General features: G+C 64.2%; 14 protein-coding genes. 3 read left to right on the top strand and 11 right to left on the bottom strand.

Going from position 1 to position 15,069, the window contains the following annotated elements; all coding sequences use genetic code 11:
• Window positions 1-90: 90 nt before the first annotated feature.
• Window positions 91-816, bottom strand: coding sequence for a sigma-E factor negative regulatory protein (locus tag IE125_RS01035; RefSeq protein WP_189442736.1), 726 nt, complete (start codon window positions 814-816; stop codon window positions 91-93).
• 369 nt (window positions 817-1,185) lie between these two features.
• On the bottom strand, window positions 1,186-1,791 hold the full coding sequence (gene rpoE / locus IE125_RS01030; RefSeq protein WP_189442735.1) for an RNA polymerase sigma factor RpoE: 606 nt from the start codon (window positions 1,789-1,791) through the stop codon (window positions 1,186-1,188).
• Between the two features lie 341 nt (window positions 1,792-2,132).
• On the opposite strand from rpoE, the gene IE125_RS01025 reads away from it, so the two are divergent.
• Window positions 2,133-3,215 (top strand): 3-deoxy-7-phosphoheptulonate synthase, encoded by a 1,083-nt coding sequence (locus IE125_RS01025; RefSeq protein ID WP_189442734.1) that lies wholly within the window; start codon window positions 2,133-2,135, stop codon window positions 3,213-3,215.
• 210 nt (window positions 3,216-3,425) lie between these two features.
• Here the strand turns inward: IE125_RS01025 and dinG are convergent, their stop codons facing one another.
• Window positions 3,426-5,561: an ATP-dependent DNA helicase DinG gene (dinG, locus tag IE125_RS01020; protein ID WP_189442733.1), complete on the bottom strand. Its 2,136-nt coding sequence runs from the start codon at window positions 5,559-5,561 to the stop codon at window positions 3,426-3,428.
• Window positions 5,562-5,671: 110 nt separating this feature from the next.
• Window positions 5,672-6,961 carry a DEAD/DEAH box helicase gene (locus tag IE125_RS01015; RefSeq protein ID WP_189442732.1) on the bottom strand — a complete coding sequence of 430 codons (1,290 nt, stop codon included), beginning with the start codon at window positions 6,959-6,961 and terminating at the stop codon, window positions 5,672-5,674.
• A gap of 431 nt (window positions 6,962-7,392) precedes the next feature.
• On the opposite strand from IE125_RS01015, the gene IE125_RS01010 reads away from it, so the two are divergent.
• Together IE125_RS01010 and xthA are read left to right on the top strand one after the other, a co-directional pair.
• Complete coding sequence (locus IE125_RS01010; RefSeq protein WP_189442731.1) at window positions 7,393-7,629, top strand: hypothetical protein; 237 nt, start codon at window positions 7,393-7,395, stop codon at window positions 7,627-7,629.
• Window positions 7,629-8,447, top strand: a complete 819-nt coding sequence (gene xthA / locus IE125_RS01005) for an exodeoxyribonuclease III (protein ID WP_189442730.1) — start codon at window positions 7,629-7,631, stop codon at window positions 8,445-8,447. The genes IE125_RS01010 and xthA overlap by 1 nt, the downstream gene beginning before the upstream one ends.
• 90 nt (window positions 8,448-8,537) lie before the next feature.
• On the opposite strand, the gene IE125_RS01000 is transcribed toward xthA, so the two are convergent.
• The 7 genes from IE125_RS01000 to IE125_RS00970 form a co-directional block, all read right to left on the bottom strand.
• Window positions 8,538-9,731 carry a tetratricopeptide repeat protein gene (locus IE125_RS01000; RefSeq protein WP_189442729.1) on the bottom strand — a complete coding sequence of 398 codons (1,194 nt, stop codon included), beginning with the start codon at window positions 9,729-9,731 and terminating at the stop codon, window positions 8,538-8,540.
• Window positions 9,732-9,751: 20 nt separating this feature from the next.
• Window positions 9,752-10,528: an energy transducer TonB gene (locus IE125_RS00995; protein ID WP_189442728.1), complete on the bottom strand. Its 777-nt coding sequence runs from the start codon at window positions 10,526-10,528 to the stop codon at window positions 9,752-9,754.
• Complete coding sequence (locus IE125_RS00990) at window positions 10,528-10,935, bottom strand: ExbD/TolR family protein (protein ID WP_189442727.1); 408 nt, start codon at window positions 10,933-10,935, stop codon at window positions 10,528-10,530. Before IE125_RS00990 ends, IE125_RS00995 begins: the two co-directional genes overlap by 1 nt.
• Entirely contained in the window at window positions 10,928-11,461 is a 534-nt protein-coding gene (locus IE125_RS00985; protein WP_189442726.1) for a MotA/TolQ/ExbB proton channel family protein, read from the bottom strand. The genes IE125_RS00990 and IE125_RS00985 overlap by 8 nt, the downstream gene beginning before the upstream one ends.
• The gene (locus IE125_RS00980; RefSeq protein WP_229808858.1) at window positions 11,445-12,929 is read right to left on the bottom strand and encodes a MotA/TolQ/ExbB proton channel family protein; all 1,485 of its coding nucleotides are present in this window, start codon (window positions 12,927-12,929) and stop codon (window positions 11,445-11,447) included. Before IE125_RS00980 ends, IE125_RS00985 begins: the two co-directional genes overlap by 17 nt.
• On the bottom strand, window positions 12,926-13,786 hold the full coding sequence (locus IE125_RS00975; RefSeq protein WP_189442725.1) for a DUF3450 domain-containing protein: 861 nt from the start codon (window positions 13,784-13,786) through the stop codon (window positions 12,926-12,928). Before IE125_RS00975 ends, IE125_RS00980 begins: the two co-directional genes overlap by 4 nt.
• 312 nt (window positions 13,787-14,098) lie before the next feature.
• The gene (locus IE125_RS00970) at window positions 14,099-15,025 is read right to left on the bottom strand and encodes an electron transfer flavoprotein subunit alpha/FixB family protein (RefSeq protein ID WP_189442724.1); all 927 of its coding nucleotides are present in this window, start codon (window positions 15,023-15,025) and stop codon (window positions 14,099-14,101) included.
• Window positions 15,026-15,069 lie beyond the last annotated feature (44 nt).

The following is a 15,069-nucleotide window of genomic DNA, read 5'->3' as shown; positions in this document are numbered from 1 at the left end:
AGACTAGCGCCTGGACGGCGGACAAGGCGGCGCAAGCGGGGGGAATCAAAGCTCGGGCCGGGCGCGATGCACCCCGACCCGGAGAGCCTCTCAGGGTGTGCCGGAGGCGTCGATTTGGTGAAGCGGGCCGGCAAAGTTACCGGGGCTTCGTAACAACGGCATGGCGCCGTCATAACTGGCTTCGCCGGCGCGATGCTGAAGATACGCCTGCAGTGCCGGTGACTGCTCCGGCGTACTCTCGCCACCCCCGAAACCGGCACCGGAGAACATCGGCTGCATCACCGGTTCGCTGACCGTCATAACACCGTTACCACTGCCGACGCTGAACATCGGCAGTCCGCCCGACGCCGGCGCTTCCATCGACGCCGGCGTAGCGCCGCCCTCCATCGCAGGCGTCGCATCGGCGAAGCTCGCGACCGCGCCCGTTCCATCACGGGTAGACGCCACATCGGATGTCCCTGACTCACCGCCGAAACGCCCGTTATAGACTTGAACGCCAGAGATGACCATGAGCGATACGGCCGCGGCGACTGAAGCCCCTTTCATGAAGGAAAAGGAGTGCCGTTTACCGCCTTCGGCAGTCGCAAGCGGTTCGGGGCGAGGCTCGTCAGCAATGGCCGCAAAGACATCTGCCGAGATGTCGGCATCCACGACCGCACTCCGATCTCGCTGCATCATGCTCCGCGCCAGATGATAGCGACGCCAGGTTTCGCTCTGCTCCGGCGAGGACTTCATCGTCTTGAGTACGCGGCGAAGATCGAACTCATCGGCTTCGTTATCCATCAACGCGGAGAACGATTCATGTACCTGCTTCATAGTCACACCCTCACACTCGGCCTTGCGGCTTGCCACATGTTGAATGATGGCACCTGTCTCGGGAATTCCATCCGACCGGCGATTCACGGCCACCCGCGAAATCGTCCGGTATCGGCGGCGCCAGACTGGCATCTGTCGGCGATTCAAGACATCCCGATTCCTGCCTGCCCCTCTATGACGACAAAAAAACCTGACAGTTCATTTTCGATTCATCTTTTCTCGCGACTTTCGATATCGCTTCGAACGCAATGGCAGTCACGAGGCGGGTCAAAGTGCGCACTTCGCCACGCCATGACGACCGGACTGACCCGACCCTCGCCTGCGTTATCGCTTCAACGGCCACGGCATCGACAGCTACGACATCGCCGGCTACGACTCGTTCGCCGCATCCTGCGAACTGCGCTCCATCAATGGCTGAATGTGCTTGTCCACCGCCTCACGCGCGCGAAAGATACGTGACCTGACGGTGCCGACCGGGCACTCCATGATGGTGGCAATATCTTCGTAGGAAAGCCCGTCGAACTCACGCAGCGTGATCGCCGTGCGCAGATCGTCTGGCAGATTCTCGATCGCCTCGAACACCGCTGACTCGAGCTGGTCGCGAGCAATGGCGGCCTCGGGGGACTCGATGTCCGACAACCGGCCGCTCTGGTCGACGATCTCGGCATCGCTGATATCGAGATCGCTGCCGGGCGGACGGCGCCCCCGCGAGACGAGATAGTTCTTTGCCGTGTTGATGGCAATACGATACATCCAGGTGTAGAAGGCGCTTTCCGAGCGAAAGCTGCCCAGCGCCCGGTAGGCCTTGATGAACGCCTCCTGGGCAACATCCTGGACCTCCGCGTGGTCCTGCACGTAGCGACTGATCAGGCCGAGAATCTTGTGCTGATACTTCTTGACCAGAAGATCGAAGGCACGGGTATCCCCTTTCTGGGCGCGTTCGACAAGTTGCTGATCGGTCTCGCGCGCACCCATTCAGTTCCTCCCCATGCGACGACGCTCGGCAAAGGCGCCAGGGTGCTGGACGACAAAGTCATGACAATGGTGACGGGAAGACAATACGCTCATGATCCAACCTGGAGCTCTCTGGGCTCACGATTCAATGACAGGCGTGCAAGTTATACTAGAAAGCGACAATAAGCACGCCTGGGGACAGGCGCCGGTCAACGACGGCCGTCCAGTTTTCCGGTTTTTGGCGTGCCCATCAAGTCGTCATCATAATGCCCGAAACGATCATCGAAGTTGATTTCTTCCCCACCGAGCCGCCATAGTACGCGCTCCACGCGCAGCCAACTGAAGAGTCAACGGGCCCCAGCATGTCGCAACAGCAGGTCAACAATCTCAATGTGCTTTCGCAGGACGTTCTGATCACGCCGGAAGCGCTGAAGCAGGACATCCCTCTTTCCGAAGCCGCCGAGCGTACGGTCGTCGACGGCCGCCAGACCATCCAGCGCATCCTGAATCGCGAGGATCCCCGTCTGCTGGTCGTCATCGGTCCGTGCTCGATCCACGACCCCGCCGCCGCCATCGATTACGCCAAGCGTCTGCGACAGCTCGCCGATGCAGTCAGCGACAGCCTCTATATCGTGATGCGCGTCTATTTCGAGAAACCGCGTACCACCGTCGGCTGGAAAGGGCTGATCAACGACCCGCACCTCAACGACTCGTTCGAGATCGAGGAAGGCCTGCATATCGCCCGCCGTCTGCTGGTGGATCTCGCCGAAATCGGCTTGCCGCTCGCGACCGAAGCGCTCGACCCGATCTCCCCGCAATACCTGCAGGACTGCATCAGCTGGTCGGCGATCGGCGCGCGCACGACCGAGTCGCAGACGCACCGCGAGATGGCCTCCGGTCTCTCCGGCCCGGTCGGCTTCAAGAACGGCACCGACGGCAGTCTCGATGTCGCGGTCAACGCGCTCAAGTCAGTGGCCAGCCCGCATAACTTCCTCGGTATCGATCAGGCTGGTCAGGTCGCAGTCATCCGCACCCGAGGCAACGCCTACGGTCACGTCGTGCTGCGCGGCGGCAACGGCAAACCGAATTACGACAGCGTCAGCGTCACGCTGGCCGAGCAGGAGCTGCACAAGGCGGGTCTCCAGGCCAACCTGATGGTCGACTGCTCGCACGCCAACTCCAACAAGGATCCGGCGCTGCAGCCGTTGGTGATGGAGAACGTGACCCATCAGATTCTGGACGGCAACCGCTCGATCATCGGCCTGATGATCGAGTCCAATATCGGCTGGGGCAGCCAGAAGATTCCCGAGGATCGCAGCCAGCTGGAATATGGCGTCTCGATCACCGATGCCTGCATCGACTGGCCGACCACGGAACGTGCGCTCTCGCAGATGGCCGAACAGCTGGCACCCGCACTGGCGGCTCGCCAGCAGAAGGCAGACTGAGCGCCATCGTCCTTTCTCGCCCGATACCTGCGGTATTGGGCGTTTTCGTTTACTGCTCAGGCTTTTCCAGTCTCACACCTCGGGAAATACTGAATAAATCGGCGAGCAGGAGGAATCGCAAGGCGCACGGAGCGCAGCAGCCGGAGCATATGGGTTTATATGTGAGGATTGCGAGCACCGCGCAACGCAGCGATTCGCCTGCGCAGCCATTTATAAAGTGTTTGCCTCGATTTCGCGCCGAAACGGCGGCAACGCATCCAACAACGCCTTGCCATAGCGCCGCGTGAGTACGCGGCGGTCGAGCAACGTGATCCGGCCGCTGTCGTTCTCCTTGCGAATCAGTCGGCCACAAGCCTGCACCAGCTTGATCGAGGCGTCCGGTACCGAGATACGCATGAACGGATTGCCTCCTTGGCTCTCGATCCACTCGGCCAGGGTCGCCCCCACCGGATCGTCCGGGACCGAAAACGGCAGTCGCGTAATGATCACGTGGGTCAGATAGCGCCCCGGCAGATCGATCCCCTCGGCAAAACTCGCCAGCCCGAAGATGAGACTTCCCTCGCCCCCATCGACCGCCGCACGATGACGCTCGAGCAGTTCCCGCTTGGGCAGTCGATCCTGGGCCAGCAGACGCGATGCCCAGGGCTCGCCCAGTGCATCGGCGACGCTTCTGAGCTGTTTGCGTGAAGAGAACAGCACCAGTGCCGCCTCGTCCTCCGCAAGCCGCTCGATGAACTCGACGATAGCGCGGTCATGGCCTGCCGCGTCGCCGGGGTCGACGGCCTCCCGGGGAATACTGAGCGTCGCACGGGAGTAGTCGAACGGACTCGGTAAACGCTGATAGCGATAGCGGTTGGCAAGCCCGGCACGCTCCTGCAGGCGTTCGAAGCGATTGAGCGCCGTGAGTGTCGCCGAAGTGACCACCGCCCCATAGCAGCTCCCCCAGAGATGCCGCGCCAGCGTCTCCGCTGCCGATACCGGACTCGCCGAGAAGGTCAGCTCCGGATCGCCGCCGAAACTCTCGAAGGTGAGCCAGCGAGCCTGGGGCGCCCGCTCGGCGGCATCCGAGGTGGCCATCGCCTGCCACAGCGCGTGCGCCTCGAGCGCACGCCCGTGCAGCAGCGCCATCAGCGGTAGCCACGGCGCGGCCTGCTCGCGGGCGAGCCCGGTCGATTTGTCCGGGTCCAGACTCTCGCGCAGGATCTCCGTCATGGTCTCGAGGTCGCGCGACAGCTCGGCGAACGGAATCACCAGCTGCTGAGCGAGCTGCTGCAAGGGCTCCGGCGCCCGCCCGTTAGGAAAGCGAAACTGCTGTTTCTCGTCGCCCGCGCCCTGGTCGAGCCCGGCAATTTGATGCCCCATCGCGTAAGCATCGCCCAGGCGTGGTTCCAGCGCCGCGATGCGCTCCGGGAAGGTCGCCAGCAACCGCGCCAGCGTCGGCTGTGTCGCCAGCGCGGTATTGAGCTCGGTCAGCGACTTCTTGAGCGTGCGCAACCAGCGCAGCGTCGCGTTGACGCCGAAGCGGTGATAGAAGTGATCCAGCGCCTTGTCGGGCAGATGATGCCCCTCGTCGAAGATGTAGATGCAGTCCTTCGGCGAGGGCAATACCATGCCGCCCCCCAGCGCCAGATCGGCCAGCACCAGGTCGTGATTGGCGACGACGATGTCCGCCTGCTCGAGGTAGCGTCGCGAGCGGAAGTAGGCGCAGGCGCCGAAATGGCCGCAGCGACGATTGGTGCACTGGCGATGGTCGACGGTCAATCGCCGCCAGTCACGATCCTCGATCGCCACCGGCCAGCTATCGCGATCCCCCTCCCACTGCCCCGAGGCGTAGGTATCGGCCATCTCCTGAACCAGCTGCGGAAAGTCGCCGCCGGCATCGGTGGCGATGGTCTGCTCGAACAGCGACAGCGTCGGATTGGGTTCGGTGCCTTCCAACGCCTGATCGAGCTTGGCCACGCAGAGATACCGTCCGCGCCCCTTGGCCAGCGCGTACTCGAAATCGAGCCCGCTATGCTCGCGCAGCTTCGGCAGATCCTGATTGAGCACCTGCTCCTGCAGCGCCACCGTCGCCGTCGCTACCACCAACCGCTTGCCGCGCGCCTTGGCGACCGGCAACGCCGCCAGCAGATAAGCCAACGTCTTACCGGTGCCGGTTCCCGCCTCGAGCACGCAGACATGCTCGTTGGAAGTGCGTCTCCCCTGATCATCGCGCTCGATCGAGGCCAGCGTTCGCGCGATTTCGGCAATCATCAGGCGCTGCCCGTAGCGCGGCGTCAGTTCGAGGCCGTCGAGGACCCGACGGTAGGCGTCCTGGATTTCCTGCTTGAGCGTTTCGTCGAGCATGTGTTTTCCGGCGCCGGTCAGAGAGGAGAGAGACAGAGAGGAGAATCGGTCGCGCTCGCCCGCCCCGGATGGGCGGACGAAAGATGCCGGCAATTCACGACAGGATCGATTCAGGACATCATCGATTCCGGCGGCTGCTCGCAGGGTAGCTTGTCGTTGATGTAGGTCTCGATCTCGGGCAGCGAGAACGCATCCTCTTCACCGACGAAGCTGATCGAGACACCTTTGGCGCCGGCACGGCCCGTCCGGCCGATACGATGGACGTAGTCCTCGGGATCTTCCGGAAGGGTGTAATTGACTACGTGGCTGACATCCTCGATATGGATGCCGCGACCCGCGACGTCGGTCGCGACCAGCACCGTCACCTCACCCTCACGGAAACGCTCGAGCGTGCGAATGCGCTGATTCTGCGGCACGTCGCCGGAGAGCATTGCCACATTGATGCCGGCCTCGCGCAGCGCCTGATCGAGATCACGCACCAGGTCGCGTCGGTTGCCGAACACGATCACACGTTCCATCGACTCCTGCTTGAGCAGATTGATCAGCAGCGTGCGCTTGTCGGCATCGCTGACCAGATAGACGCGCTGATCGATATTGGCGGCGTTCTCGTGAGTCACCTCGATCTCGACATGCGCCGGCTTGACCGTCCACTGCTCGGAGAGGTTGAGAATGTCCGGGGTGAACGTCGCCGAGAACAGGAACGTCTGGCGTTCCTCGGGCTTGGGCGTGTAGCGAATGATGCGCTTGACGTCCGGAATGAAGCCCATCGACAGCATGCGGTCCGCCTCATCGAGCACCAGCACCTCGACCTGCGAGAGGTCGATGTCGCGCTTCTGCTGGAAATCGAGCAGACGACCCGGCGTCGCCACCAGCACGTCGATATTCTTGGCCAGCGCCGTGCGCTGCTTCTGATAATCCATGCCGCCGACGACGCTGGCCACATTGAGTGAGCTGAAGCGTGCCAGGGCCTTGGCATCCTTCTCGATCTGCAGTGCCAGCTCACGCGTCGGGGCGATGATCAGCGAGCGCGGCGTCCCCGGCTTCTGGCCATCCGGGGCCTCTTCCTCCATGAAATAGGCCAGCAGCGAGATCAGGAAGGCCGCGGTCTTGCCGGTACCCGTCTGCGCCTTGCCGACCACGTCGCCACCCAGCAGCGTCTGCATGAGCGCTTCGGCCTGGATCGGCGTGCAGTACTCGAAACCCTCGGCCTGGATAGCCTGCATCAGCGGCAGTGGCAGGTCGAAATCGTGAAAACGCCAGCGGCCGGCAACGGGCTCGACGGGAAACTGTTTCAGTGACCAGCCTGAAGCGTTGCGCGATTGCGATTTGCGAGGCTTGCGCCGACGCCGCTTGGGTCTACGGTTCTGTGCCGGGGCCTGGGTATTGTCAGACTCACTCATAGTTACGACGGATGTCCGAATTCGATTGACGGTTCGACTCGCGAAGGCGAGCGCCTCTCGAAGCACATGACGACGGAATCGATGGTCGGAGCCGAGAGGAATGATACGGCGCATGCCCCGTGGCGAAACACCACGGACCGCACGGCCGGCAACAGTGTATCAGTCCAGCCCGCCAACGTCGCCCGCCCAGTGCTCCACGTCGCCCGCCCAGTGACGCAGGACACACCGCGTCGCGGTTCAAGGGCAGGATTCTTTGCCAGGCACGCCGACCATTCTTCTTCTGCAAACAGCACAGACGACGAAAAACGTAACCCGTCGAAACCGGCTCGCCAGATGGCATGAGCATCGCTGGCTGTTAAGATAACGCCCCAATTCCACGACAGATTCGGCGGACGGCCTCGCGCTGCCGCGACAGGTAACCGAGGTTCACCATGACTCGCAGAAAGAAGACGCGCTCGCTGGCCGACAAGGTTCAGATTCGCACCGGCAAGCGCAAGGATTATCGCCGCTGGCGCCACGACAATCCGGACGAGGTGACCTCCTCGCGTCGCTACGTCGACAAGAAGACGAAGGAGCGTCAGGCTCAAGCAGAGCGCAAGCGTCAGCGCCAGAGCGCCCCGCCGCTGCCACTTCACAAGTCAACGCCGAACGACAAGGACTCGGACTGATGCGACTGGTCTCTTTCAACATCAACGGTATTCGCGCGCGCCTGCATCAGCTCCAGGCCCTGATCGACACGCATGCCCCGGACGTCATCGGCCTGCAGGAAACGAAGGTCCAAGATAGCGAGTTCCCGCATGAAGCGGTAGAAGCGATGGGCTATCACGTTCACTTCCACGGTCAAAAAGGTCACTACGGCGTGGCAATGCTGACCAGATCCGCGCCGACCGAAGTCCATTATGGGCTGCCGGATGATGCTGACGACGCCCAGCGACGCTTGATCGGGGTAACCTTGAGACTCGCGGACGGCCAGCCGCTGACGGTCTACAACGGCTATTTCCCGCAAGGGGAAAATGTCTCCCATCCGACCAAATATCCCAACAAGCGCGCGTTCTACGCTGGCTTGAACGATCTGGTCGCGACGCGGCACGCGCCGAGCGAGTGCATCGCGATCATGGGCGATTTCAATATTTCACCGGAAGACGCCGATATCGGCATTGGCGAAGACAATCGCAAGCGCTGGCTGCGAGAGGGCAAGACGAGCTTTCAGCCCGAAGAGCGCGAGTGGCTGGAGACGCTAAAATCCTGGGGGCTCAAGGACAGCTACCGGCTCTGCTATCCGGATAGTGCCGACACCTTCAGCTGGTTCGACTACCGCTCAAAGGGGTTCGATCGAGAGCCGAAACGCGGTCTGCGCATCGACTATATCCTGGTGACGCCACCGCTGGCCGAGGCGACGAAAGCCGCCGGGATCGATTACGCACTGCGCGGTATGGAGCGGCCTTCGGATCACGCGCCGGTGTGGAGCGAATTCGCCGTCGATTGACGGCGGCGAATCAACCCGTACATCCCCGGTTGCCAGGCGCCGCGCTCTGCGAGCCTCGGCGCGCGTTCGCTTGAGGGAGTCTGGCGGCGCTCAGGACGCGAGAGAGTCCAGCCACTGTTGCGCCTGGGCTTCTCCCGCTCCCTTGGCCTGTTGGAACGCCTCGCGCGCGCTCGCCGTGTCACCCAACTGAGCCGCAGCAATGCCTTTCAGCAACCAATCCCTGCCGTCGACATCACCGCCAGCCGCCGCTAGCTGATCGAAGGCATCCCGCGTGATCTGCCACTCGCCCCAGCCATAGGCGGTCTCGCCCAACTGCTGCCAGTCCTCGGGGCTTCCCGATTGCCGGGCCACGGCCTGCCAGGCAGCCAGTGCCTTGTCGTGGGCGCGCGCCGCGGTCCAGGCCTGGGCCAGCAGCCGCCGGTTGGCGGTATCTGCCTTCAGCTGGCCCGCATCGAACCAGGCTTGCAGATGTTCCGCCGCGCGCGCCGGCGTGCCGCCGGCGATATGCAGTTTGGCGAGTTGCAGCAGATCATCGGTCGATGTCAGCACGCCGCGCCGCCAGCCGCTCTCCCAGATCGCCGCGGCGCGGCCATTGTCACCGGCGCGCTGCGCCAGACCGGCGGCGCGCCGCCAGACATCCGGTGAGGCCGCATCGCCGCCCAGCAATGCCAGCGCGTCGTCGAATCGCCCCGCCCGCTGGTAGACAGCGCTGGCAAGCTGCAGGCGATCGCCTTGCCACGCGGGCGCCCCCGGCGCCCGCAGCCGGTCCAGAGAGGCCGCAGCCTGAGTCCACTCACCCAGTGAGGCACGCGCCTGAATCAGCTGCCAGCGCGAGGCGTCGTCACCCCCACTCTGCTCGACCCAGGTCGTCAGCAGATCCGCGCCTTGCTGCGTCTGCCCCGCACGCAGGCGCAGACTCGCTTCCTGACGTAGCCAGGCCAGTTGGCGATCCGCCGGCACGCCCGAGATCGTTCGCGCTGCCGCGAACTGGTCGGCAGCCGCCGCATCATTGCCACTGCGCGCGTTGGCACTGGCCGCGATCTGCAGAAAAAGCGCCCGCGCCCAGCGGTCGGCGGCGTTGCCGCCCTCGAGCCTGGCCGCGGATGCCGAGGCGCGACCGGCGACCGCGTCGGCGTCTCCGGAGGCGAGCTGCGACTGCAGCGACTCGAGAACATCGATGGTATCGGCCGACAAGGCAGGACCCTCGGCGTGGGCCGGCAAAGCCGCCATGCCCAACAGCGACACCAGCGCCGCCGCTGCCAGACGACGACGTGTGGATGGCATCGATCGAATCGGCATCGTCCTCACCCCTCCAACTGGAACTGGATGCGCTGAGTGGCGCGGCGGACATCGTCGGCCGGCGGGAAGTGCCACTGCGAAACCGCCTCTTCGACCGCCTGGTCGAAGACATTGGCAGGATCCGCGTCGATGACGCGAAGGCTGCCGGCGTCGACACTGCCATCGGGCTGGATGATGAAGCTCACTTCGACGTAGCCCTGGAGCCCTCGGCGACGCGCGCGCATCGGATAGGAGGGATTGACCCGACTGGTCGGCTGCAGCTGGCCGACGTCCCGCGGCGCCGCCCGCGTGCCCTGCGGCGATGGCTCGGCCGCCGGCTGCGGCGTTGGCTGCGCTTCGGGTTGAGTCGACGCTTCGCTCGCGCTCTGCTCGGCAGGACTCGGCGAGGGCTCGGGCCGTGGCTGCGGTGCTGGCTCCGGCTCAGGCGCTGGCTCGGGCTCAGGCTGCTGTTCGGTCAGCGCCGGGAGTGAATCGTCGAGCGCGACGTCCGGCGTCTGCATTGGCGGAACTTCCGGTTCGGGGAGCGAGACCTGACTGGGCGCCTGGGCGGCCGGCGGTGGCGCGGCCGCGGGTGGCGGTGGTGGCGCGCTCGGCGGCGGCGGTGGTGCAGGCGACGATGTCTGCTGCGGGCTAGGCTGCGCGGGCGCCTCGACCATCGAGATCGCCTGTGGTGTGACGATCTCGGTGCGGTCCGGCGCCGGTGGTGCCACCAGCAGCGCCAGCAGATAGAACAGAATCAGCGCCAGCAGCGCGCCACCCGCCAACCCGAACACTCTACGCATCAGCCAGCATCCCGGCTTGCCGCCACGGCGACATTCTCGACACCGGCCTTGCGAATTCGATCCATCACTTCGATCAGTTCGCCGGTGGTCGAGCGCCTGTCAGCCTGGACCACGACACTGCCGTCGTCGGAGACCAGGTCGGCCACGCGGGCGCCGACACGGTGCGCGTCGACTGCCTCGCCGTCGACCCATACGGCCCCTTCGGCCGTGATGGCAACCAGCACTTGCGTATCCGGTCGCGCCGTCGCCTGGCTGGATTCGGGACGATCGATCTCGACACCGCTCTCCTTGATGAAGCTGGTGGTCACGATAAAGAAAATCAGCATGATGAAGACGACGTCCAGCATCGGGGTCAGATCGATGCCGGTCGAATCGTCGCTGGTGTCTCGCAAGCGGCGCCTACGCATGTGCATCCTCCACGGCACGGGCCATGCGGTCGTGCAACCGCTGGTCTTCGCGCCGAATGATCTGTTCCAGACGGGTGACGAACAGCAGGCCGACGACCGCCACCGCCATGCCCGTCAGCGTCGGCAGCGTGGCTCTTGCCACACCGTCGGCCATCGCTCGTGCCTGCCCGCTGGCCGTGAGCGACAGGCTGTCGAAAACCTGGATCATCCCGGTGACGGTACCCAACAGCCCCAGCAGCGGGCAGATCGCGATCAGCAACTTGAGCCAAGGCACCGGCAACCGCAGGCGCTCGATGAGCTCCCGCGTCCAGACCTCGCGCAGCGTAAGGGCGCTCCAGCTTGTGTGATCACGGCGATGCACCCAGGCATCGATCAGCACACGACGCGCCCGGCGATGCGTGAAGCGCCAGTAGAACCAGCGCTCGAGCGAGATGGCGAACAGCGTCATCGCCACCAGCATGATCAGTACCAGTACCTCGCCACCGGCGTTGATCAGCCAGCGGATCGGTTCAAGCGTGAGCGCCATGGCGCGACTCCTGCGCGGCGGGTCTCGCAGCATTCATGCTCATGCCGGCTTCTAGGTGCTCCGCCAGCACCGCGCTGGCGCGTCCCTCGAGCAGACCGACCAGTCGACGGCTACGGCTCGAGAGCGCCGTATTCACGAACAGCAGCGGCACCGCCGTGATCAGGCCCAGCACGGTCGTGACCAGGGCCTGACTGATCCCCCCCGCCATGAGCTGCGGATCGCCGGTCCCGAACACGGTGATCGACTGGAACGTGACGATCATGCCGGTCACGGTCCCGAGCAGGCCCAGCAGCGGTGCGACGGCAGCGATCAGCTTGACCACCGGCTGCGCTCGCTCGAGTCGCGGCTGCTCTGCCAGCAGCGCTTCATCCAGGCGTGCCTCGAGCGCCTCCGGTGCGTGATCGCGACCCAAGGCAGCGAATCGCTTCAACACGCGCCCAAGCGGATTGTCGTCCGAGAGCGTTTCGGGATTCTCGAGCTGTCGACGCATGCGCATCCCGACCAGCGTCAGGTAAAGGTACTGGGCGATCGCGACCAGCAGACCAACGATGCCCAGCGCGATGATCACATAACCGACATAGCCGCCCTGCTGGAACCGCTCCCAGAGGCCGGGCTTCTGTGCGAGCGCCTGCAGCACATCGCCATCGGTCGGGTCGACCACGAACCGGTTACCGTCACCCTGCTGGAACGCACGCAGCGCATCGCTGACGTCGCCGGGCGTCTGCGGGAACACCGCCAGACGCCCCGCGTCGCCGGTTCGCGTCAAAAGTTCGCCGTCGCTGAACGCCACGCTGTCACCCAGCCGCAAGACTTCCCGCCGGGTCACGTCGCCGTCCCCTCCCGCCACCGGCGCCTGGAAGCGCACACCCCGACCGCTTTCGGCGATCAGGGCGGCAAGGCTGCGGTTGACCTGCTCGAGCGTGGGGATATCGATCAGCCCTCGGTCGTCCAGCCGCGGCGGCAGTGTCGCGTTGCCTCCCACGGTCAGCCAGCTATCGGTGCCGAGTGCATCGCGAATCTCGCTCGCCTGCTGTTTGACGATGCTCGATACCTGATCGATATCACCGGCCTCGTCTTCGCGGCGCTGCTGCAATGCCTGGAGCTGCTGATTCTGCTCCGTTTGCTGCGATTCGAGCTGGTCACGACGCTCCTGCGCCGACTGCAGACGCTGCTGCGCCGCTTCGACCGCCTGATTCAGCTTGTCCTGATCATCGAGCAGGCTCTCGAGACGCTCGGTGTCCCGAGACTCGGCGGCCTGCGCATCGGCCTGGAACTGCTGCACCACCTGCTGCAGCGAATTCCCGCCGGCGTCTTCCGCGCCACTCTCACCTTGCGCCATCGCCGAGATCGGCATCAGACCGCTTGCCAGCCAGACCCCCGCCGCCAGCAGCAGAGATGTCGATGTCGGACGACGGGGAAAACGGCGTCGCGCGGCGCCGACGTTCAAGGCGTTTCTGCCAGTACTCATCCCTGATCCTCCGCATTGGCGCCGGTCGCATCGGTGGCAGGCGCGTCAGCAGCAGCGGAATTCTCGCTATTGGCCATCGCGACGCCGTTCTCGACGCGTACCGAGGCGGGAAGATGCAGCAGCGACGGCGCGCTCTGATCTTCGGCAATACGGATACCGCGGCGCACCTCCCGGATGTCATCGCCATTAAGCGCTTCCCACTGCTGGTCGGCATCGCTCCAGACACCCCCGGCACGATCATCGGGCGTGACGTAGTACCAGCCGCTGCGGCCCACGCGCAGGAAATCGACTTCACGGGTGTACTGGCTGTTACGACTGGACTCGGCAGACTGGGCGCCGTCGAGCGGACCGCTCCACTGATCCATCTCACGCCCGTAATCCAGCTCGGTTCGCCACACGCTGTAGATCTGTTTCAACTTGTCGGAGGGCGAGGCCTGATCGCTCGCCAGCAGCTTGTCGAGATCGTCGACGCGCGCCAGGCGCTCCTGGCGCAGAAACGGCATGTCGGCCTGAATCATCTGTCGTAGCTGCTCGACCATCTTGCGCATCTCGCCCGGCAACGCTTCCCGCGTGACCGAGATCTGCGCGAGCGCCTGACGCTGCGTCGCGAGCCGCTTGGCCTGACTCTCGACAACGGGCGCGAGCTCCTGGTTGTAACTCTCCAGGCGCGCCGCCTGCTGATTGGCCTGACGCAGGGTCTGCAACGCCTGACGTGTCTTGTCATCGGCGCTGTCGATCCGCTGCTGAAGTTTTGCCTGTGCCTGCTGCGCCTGGATGCTGGCTTGACTGAGGGAGTCCTGGGCGGCGGCGTCGTTCGCCGCGGCGGCCAGGCTAAAGGCGGCGAGACCGATCAGCATCAGGCGACGCCCCGAGTCTCGTTTCCGCGGAAATGGGAACTCCACGCTATCTCCTTCCGAGTGAGCGATTGACCACCGGTAACGGGTATCGTGCGACACGTCACTACCACCGCGAGGCGCGGCGTGACGGGCAGATTTCGAAGCGACAAGCTAATACAAACAAGAACAATTATCAATCCGTCTAACTTTCCCCTTCCTAGGCCTTTCGACTCATGGCTGATAGGGGCAAAAAAGCAAGGGCAAAAAAGCAGGCGCAAAAAAACCGGCGCACGAAGCGCCGGCTGGTTCTCTCGGGGTAGACGATCTAGAGGATCAGAGCTTCTGCTCGAGCTCCGGCAGTAGCTCGAAGAGATCACCGACGAGCCCGTAATCGGCCACCTGGAAGATCGGGGCGTCATCGTCTTTGTTGATCGCGACGATCACCTTCGAGTCCTTCATACCGGCCAGATGTTGGATCGCGCCGCTGATCCCCACGGCAATGTAGAGCTCCGGCGCCACGATCTTGCCGGTCTGCCCCACTTGCATGTCGTTGGGCACGAAACCCGCATCCACGGCAGCGCGGGAGGCACCCACGGCGGCACCGAGCTTGTCGGCGACCGCGTCGAGCAGCTTGAAGTTGTCACCGTTACCCATACCGCGGCCGCCGGAAATGACGATACGCGCGTTGCCGAGCTCGGGGCGATCGCTCTGCGCCAGATCTTCACCGATGAAGCGTGATAGCGTGTTGTCGGCGACGAAATCGACTGCCTCGACACTGGCACTTCCGCTGGCGCCGACCGGCTCGAAAGCCGTGGTTCGCACCGTGATCACCTTGAGGGGATCGGCGGACTGGACCGTGGCGATGGCATTGCCGGCATAGATCGGTCGCTTGAAGGTATCGGCGCTCTCGACATCGAGGATGTCAGAAATCTGGTTGACATCCTTCAGCGCCGCGAGACGGGGCAGCACATTCTTGCCGGTGGTCGATGAAGCTGCCAGTACATGGGTGTAGTCATCGGCCAGTGACACCAGCAGGTCGGCCAGCGGCTCGGCCAGTTGATGTGCGTAGGCCGGCGCATCTGCCACACGCACGCGGGTCACACCCTCGAGTTTCGCGGCCGATTCGGCCACGCCCGTGACATGGTTTCCCGCCACCAGCAGATCGACATCGCCGCCGATGGTCCTTGCAGCGCCAACCACGTGGGCAGTGGCGCTCGCCAACTGGCCGTCATGATGTTCGGCCAATACCAGAATGCTCATGCAATTCAGCTCCTGTACAAAGTGCCTTGATCGAAGCGGATCGA

This window comes from Salinicola rhizosphaerae, from assembly GCF_014652715.1.
Lineage (GTDB): Bacteria > Pseudomonadota > Gammaproteobacteria > Pseudomonadales > Halomonadaceae > Salinicola > Salinicola rhizosphaerae.
Note: the sequence above shows the minus strand (reverse complement) of the source record. Positions and strands in the feature narration are given on the sequence as shown.

Coding starts and splice junctions, on each gene's coding strand:
- IE125_RS01035 (WP_189442736.1), bottom strand. CDS start 816: ATGAAGCAGGTACATGAATCGTTCTCCGCGTTGATGGATAACGAAGCC.
- rpoE (WP_189442735.1), bottom strand. CDS start 1,791: ATGGGTGCGCGCGAGACCGATCAGCAACTTGTCGAACGCGCCCAGAAA.
- IE125_RS01025 (WP_189442734.1), top strand. CDS start 2,133: ATGTCGCAACAGCAGGTCAACAATCTCAATGTGCTTTCGCAGGACGTT.
- dinG (WP_189442733.1), bottom strand. CDS start 5,561: ATGCTCGACGAAACGCTCAAGCAGGAAATCCAGGACGCCTACCGTCGG.
- IE125_RS01015 (WP_189442732.1), bottom strand. CDS start 6,961: ATGAGTGAGTCTGACAATACCCAGGCCCCGGCACAGAACCGTAGACCC.
- IE125_RS01010 (WP_189442731.1), top strand. CDS start 7,393: ATGACTCGCAGAAAGAAGACGCGCTCGCTGGCCGACAAGGTTCAGATT.
- xthA (WP_189442730.1), top strand. CDS start 7,629: ATGCGACTGGTCTCTTTCAACATCAACGGTATTCGCGCGCGCCTGCAT.
- IE125_RS01000 (WP_189442729.1), bottom strand. CDS start 9,731: ATGCCATCCACACGTCGTCGTCTGGCAGCGGCGGCGCTGGTGTCGCTG.
- IE125_RS00995 (WP_189442728.1), bottom strand. CDS start 10,528: ATGCGTAGAGTGTTCGGGTTGGCGGGTGGCGCGCTGCTGGCGCTGATT.
- IE125_RS00990 (WP_189442727.1), bottom strand. CDS start 10,935: ATGCGTAGGCGCCGCTTGCGAGACACCAGCGACGATTCGACCGGCATC.
- IE125_RS00985 (WP_189442726.1), bottom strand. CDS start 11,461: ATGGCGCTCACGCTTGAACCGATCCGCTGGCTGATCAACGCCGGTGGC.
- IE125_RS00980 (WP_229808858.1), bottom strand. CDS start 12,929: ATGAGTACTGGCAGAAACGCCTTGAACGTCGGCGCCGCGCGACGCCGT.
- IE125_RS00975 (WP_189442725.1), bottom strand. CDS start 13,786: ATGCTGATCGGTCTCGCCGCCTTTAGCCTGGCCGCCGCGGCGAACGAC.
- IE125_RS00970 (WP_189442724.1), bottom strand. CDS start 15,025: ATGAGCATTCTGGTATTGGCCGAACATCATGACGGCCAGTTGGCGAGC.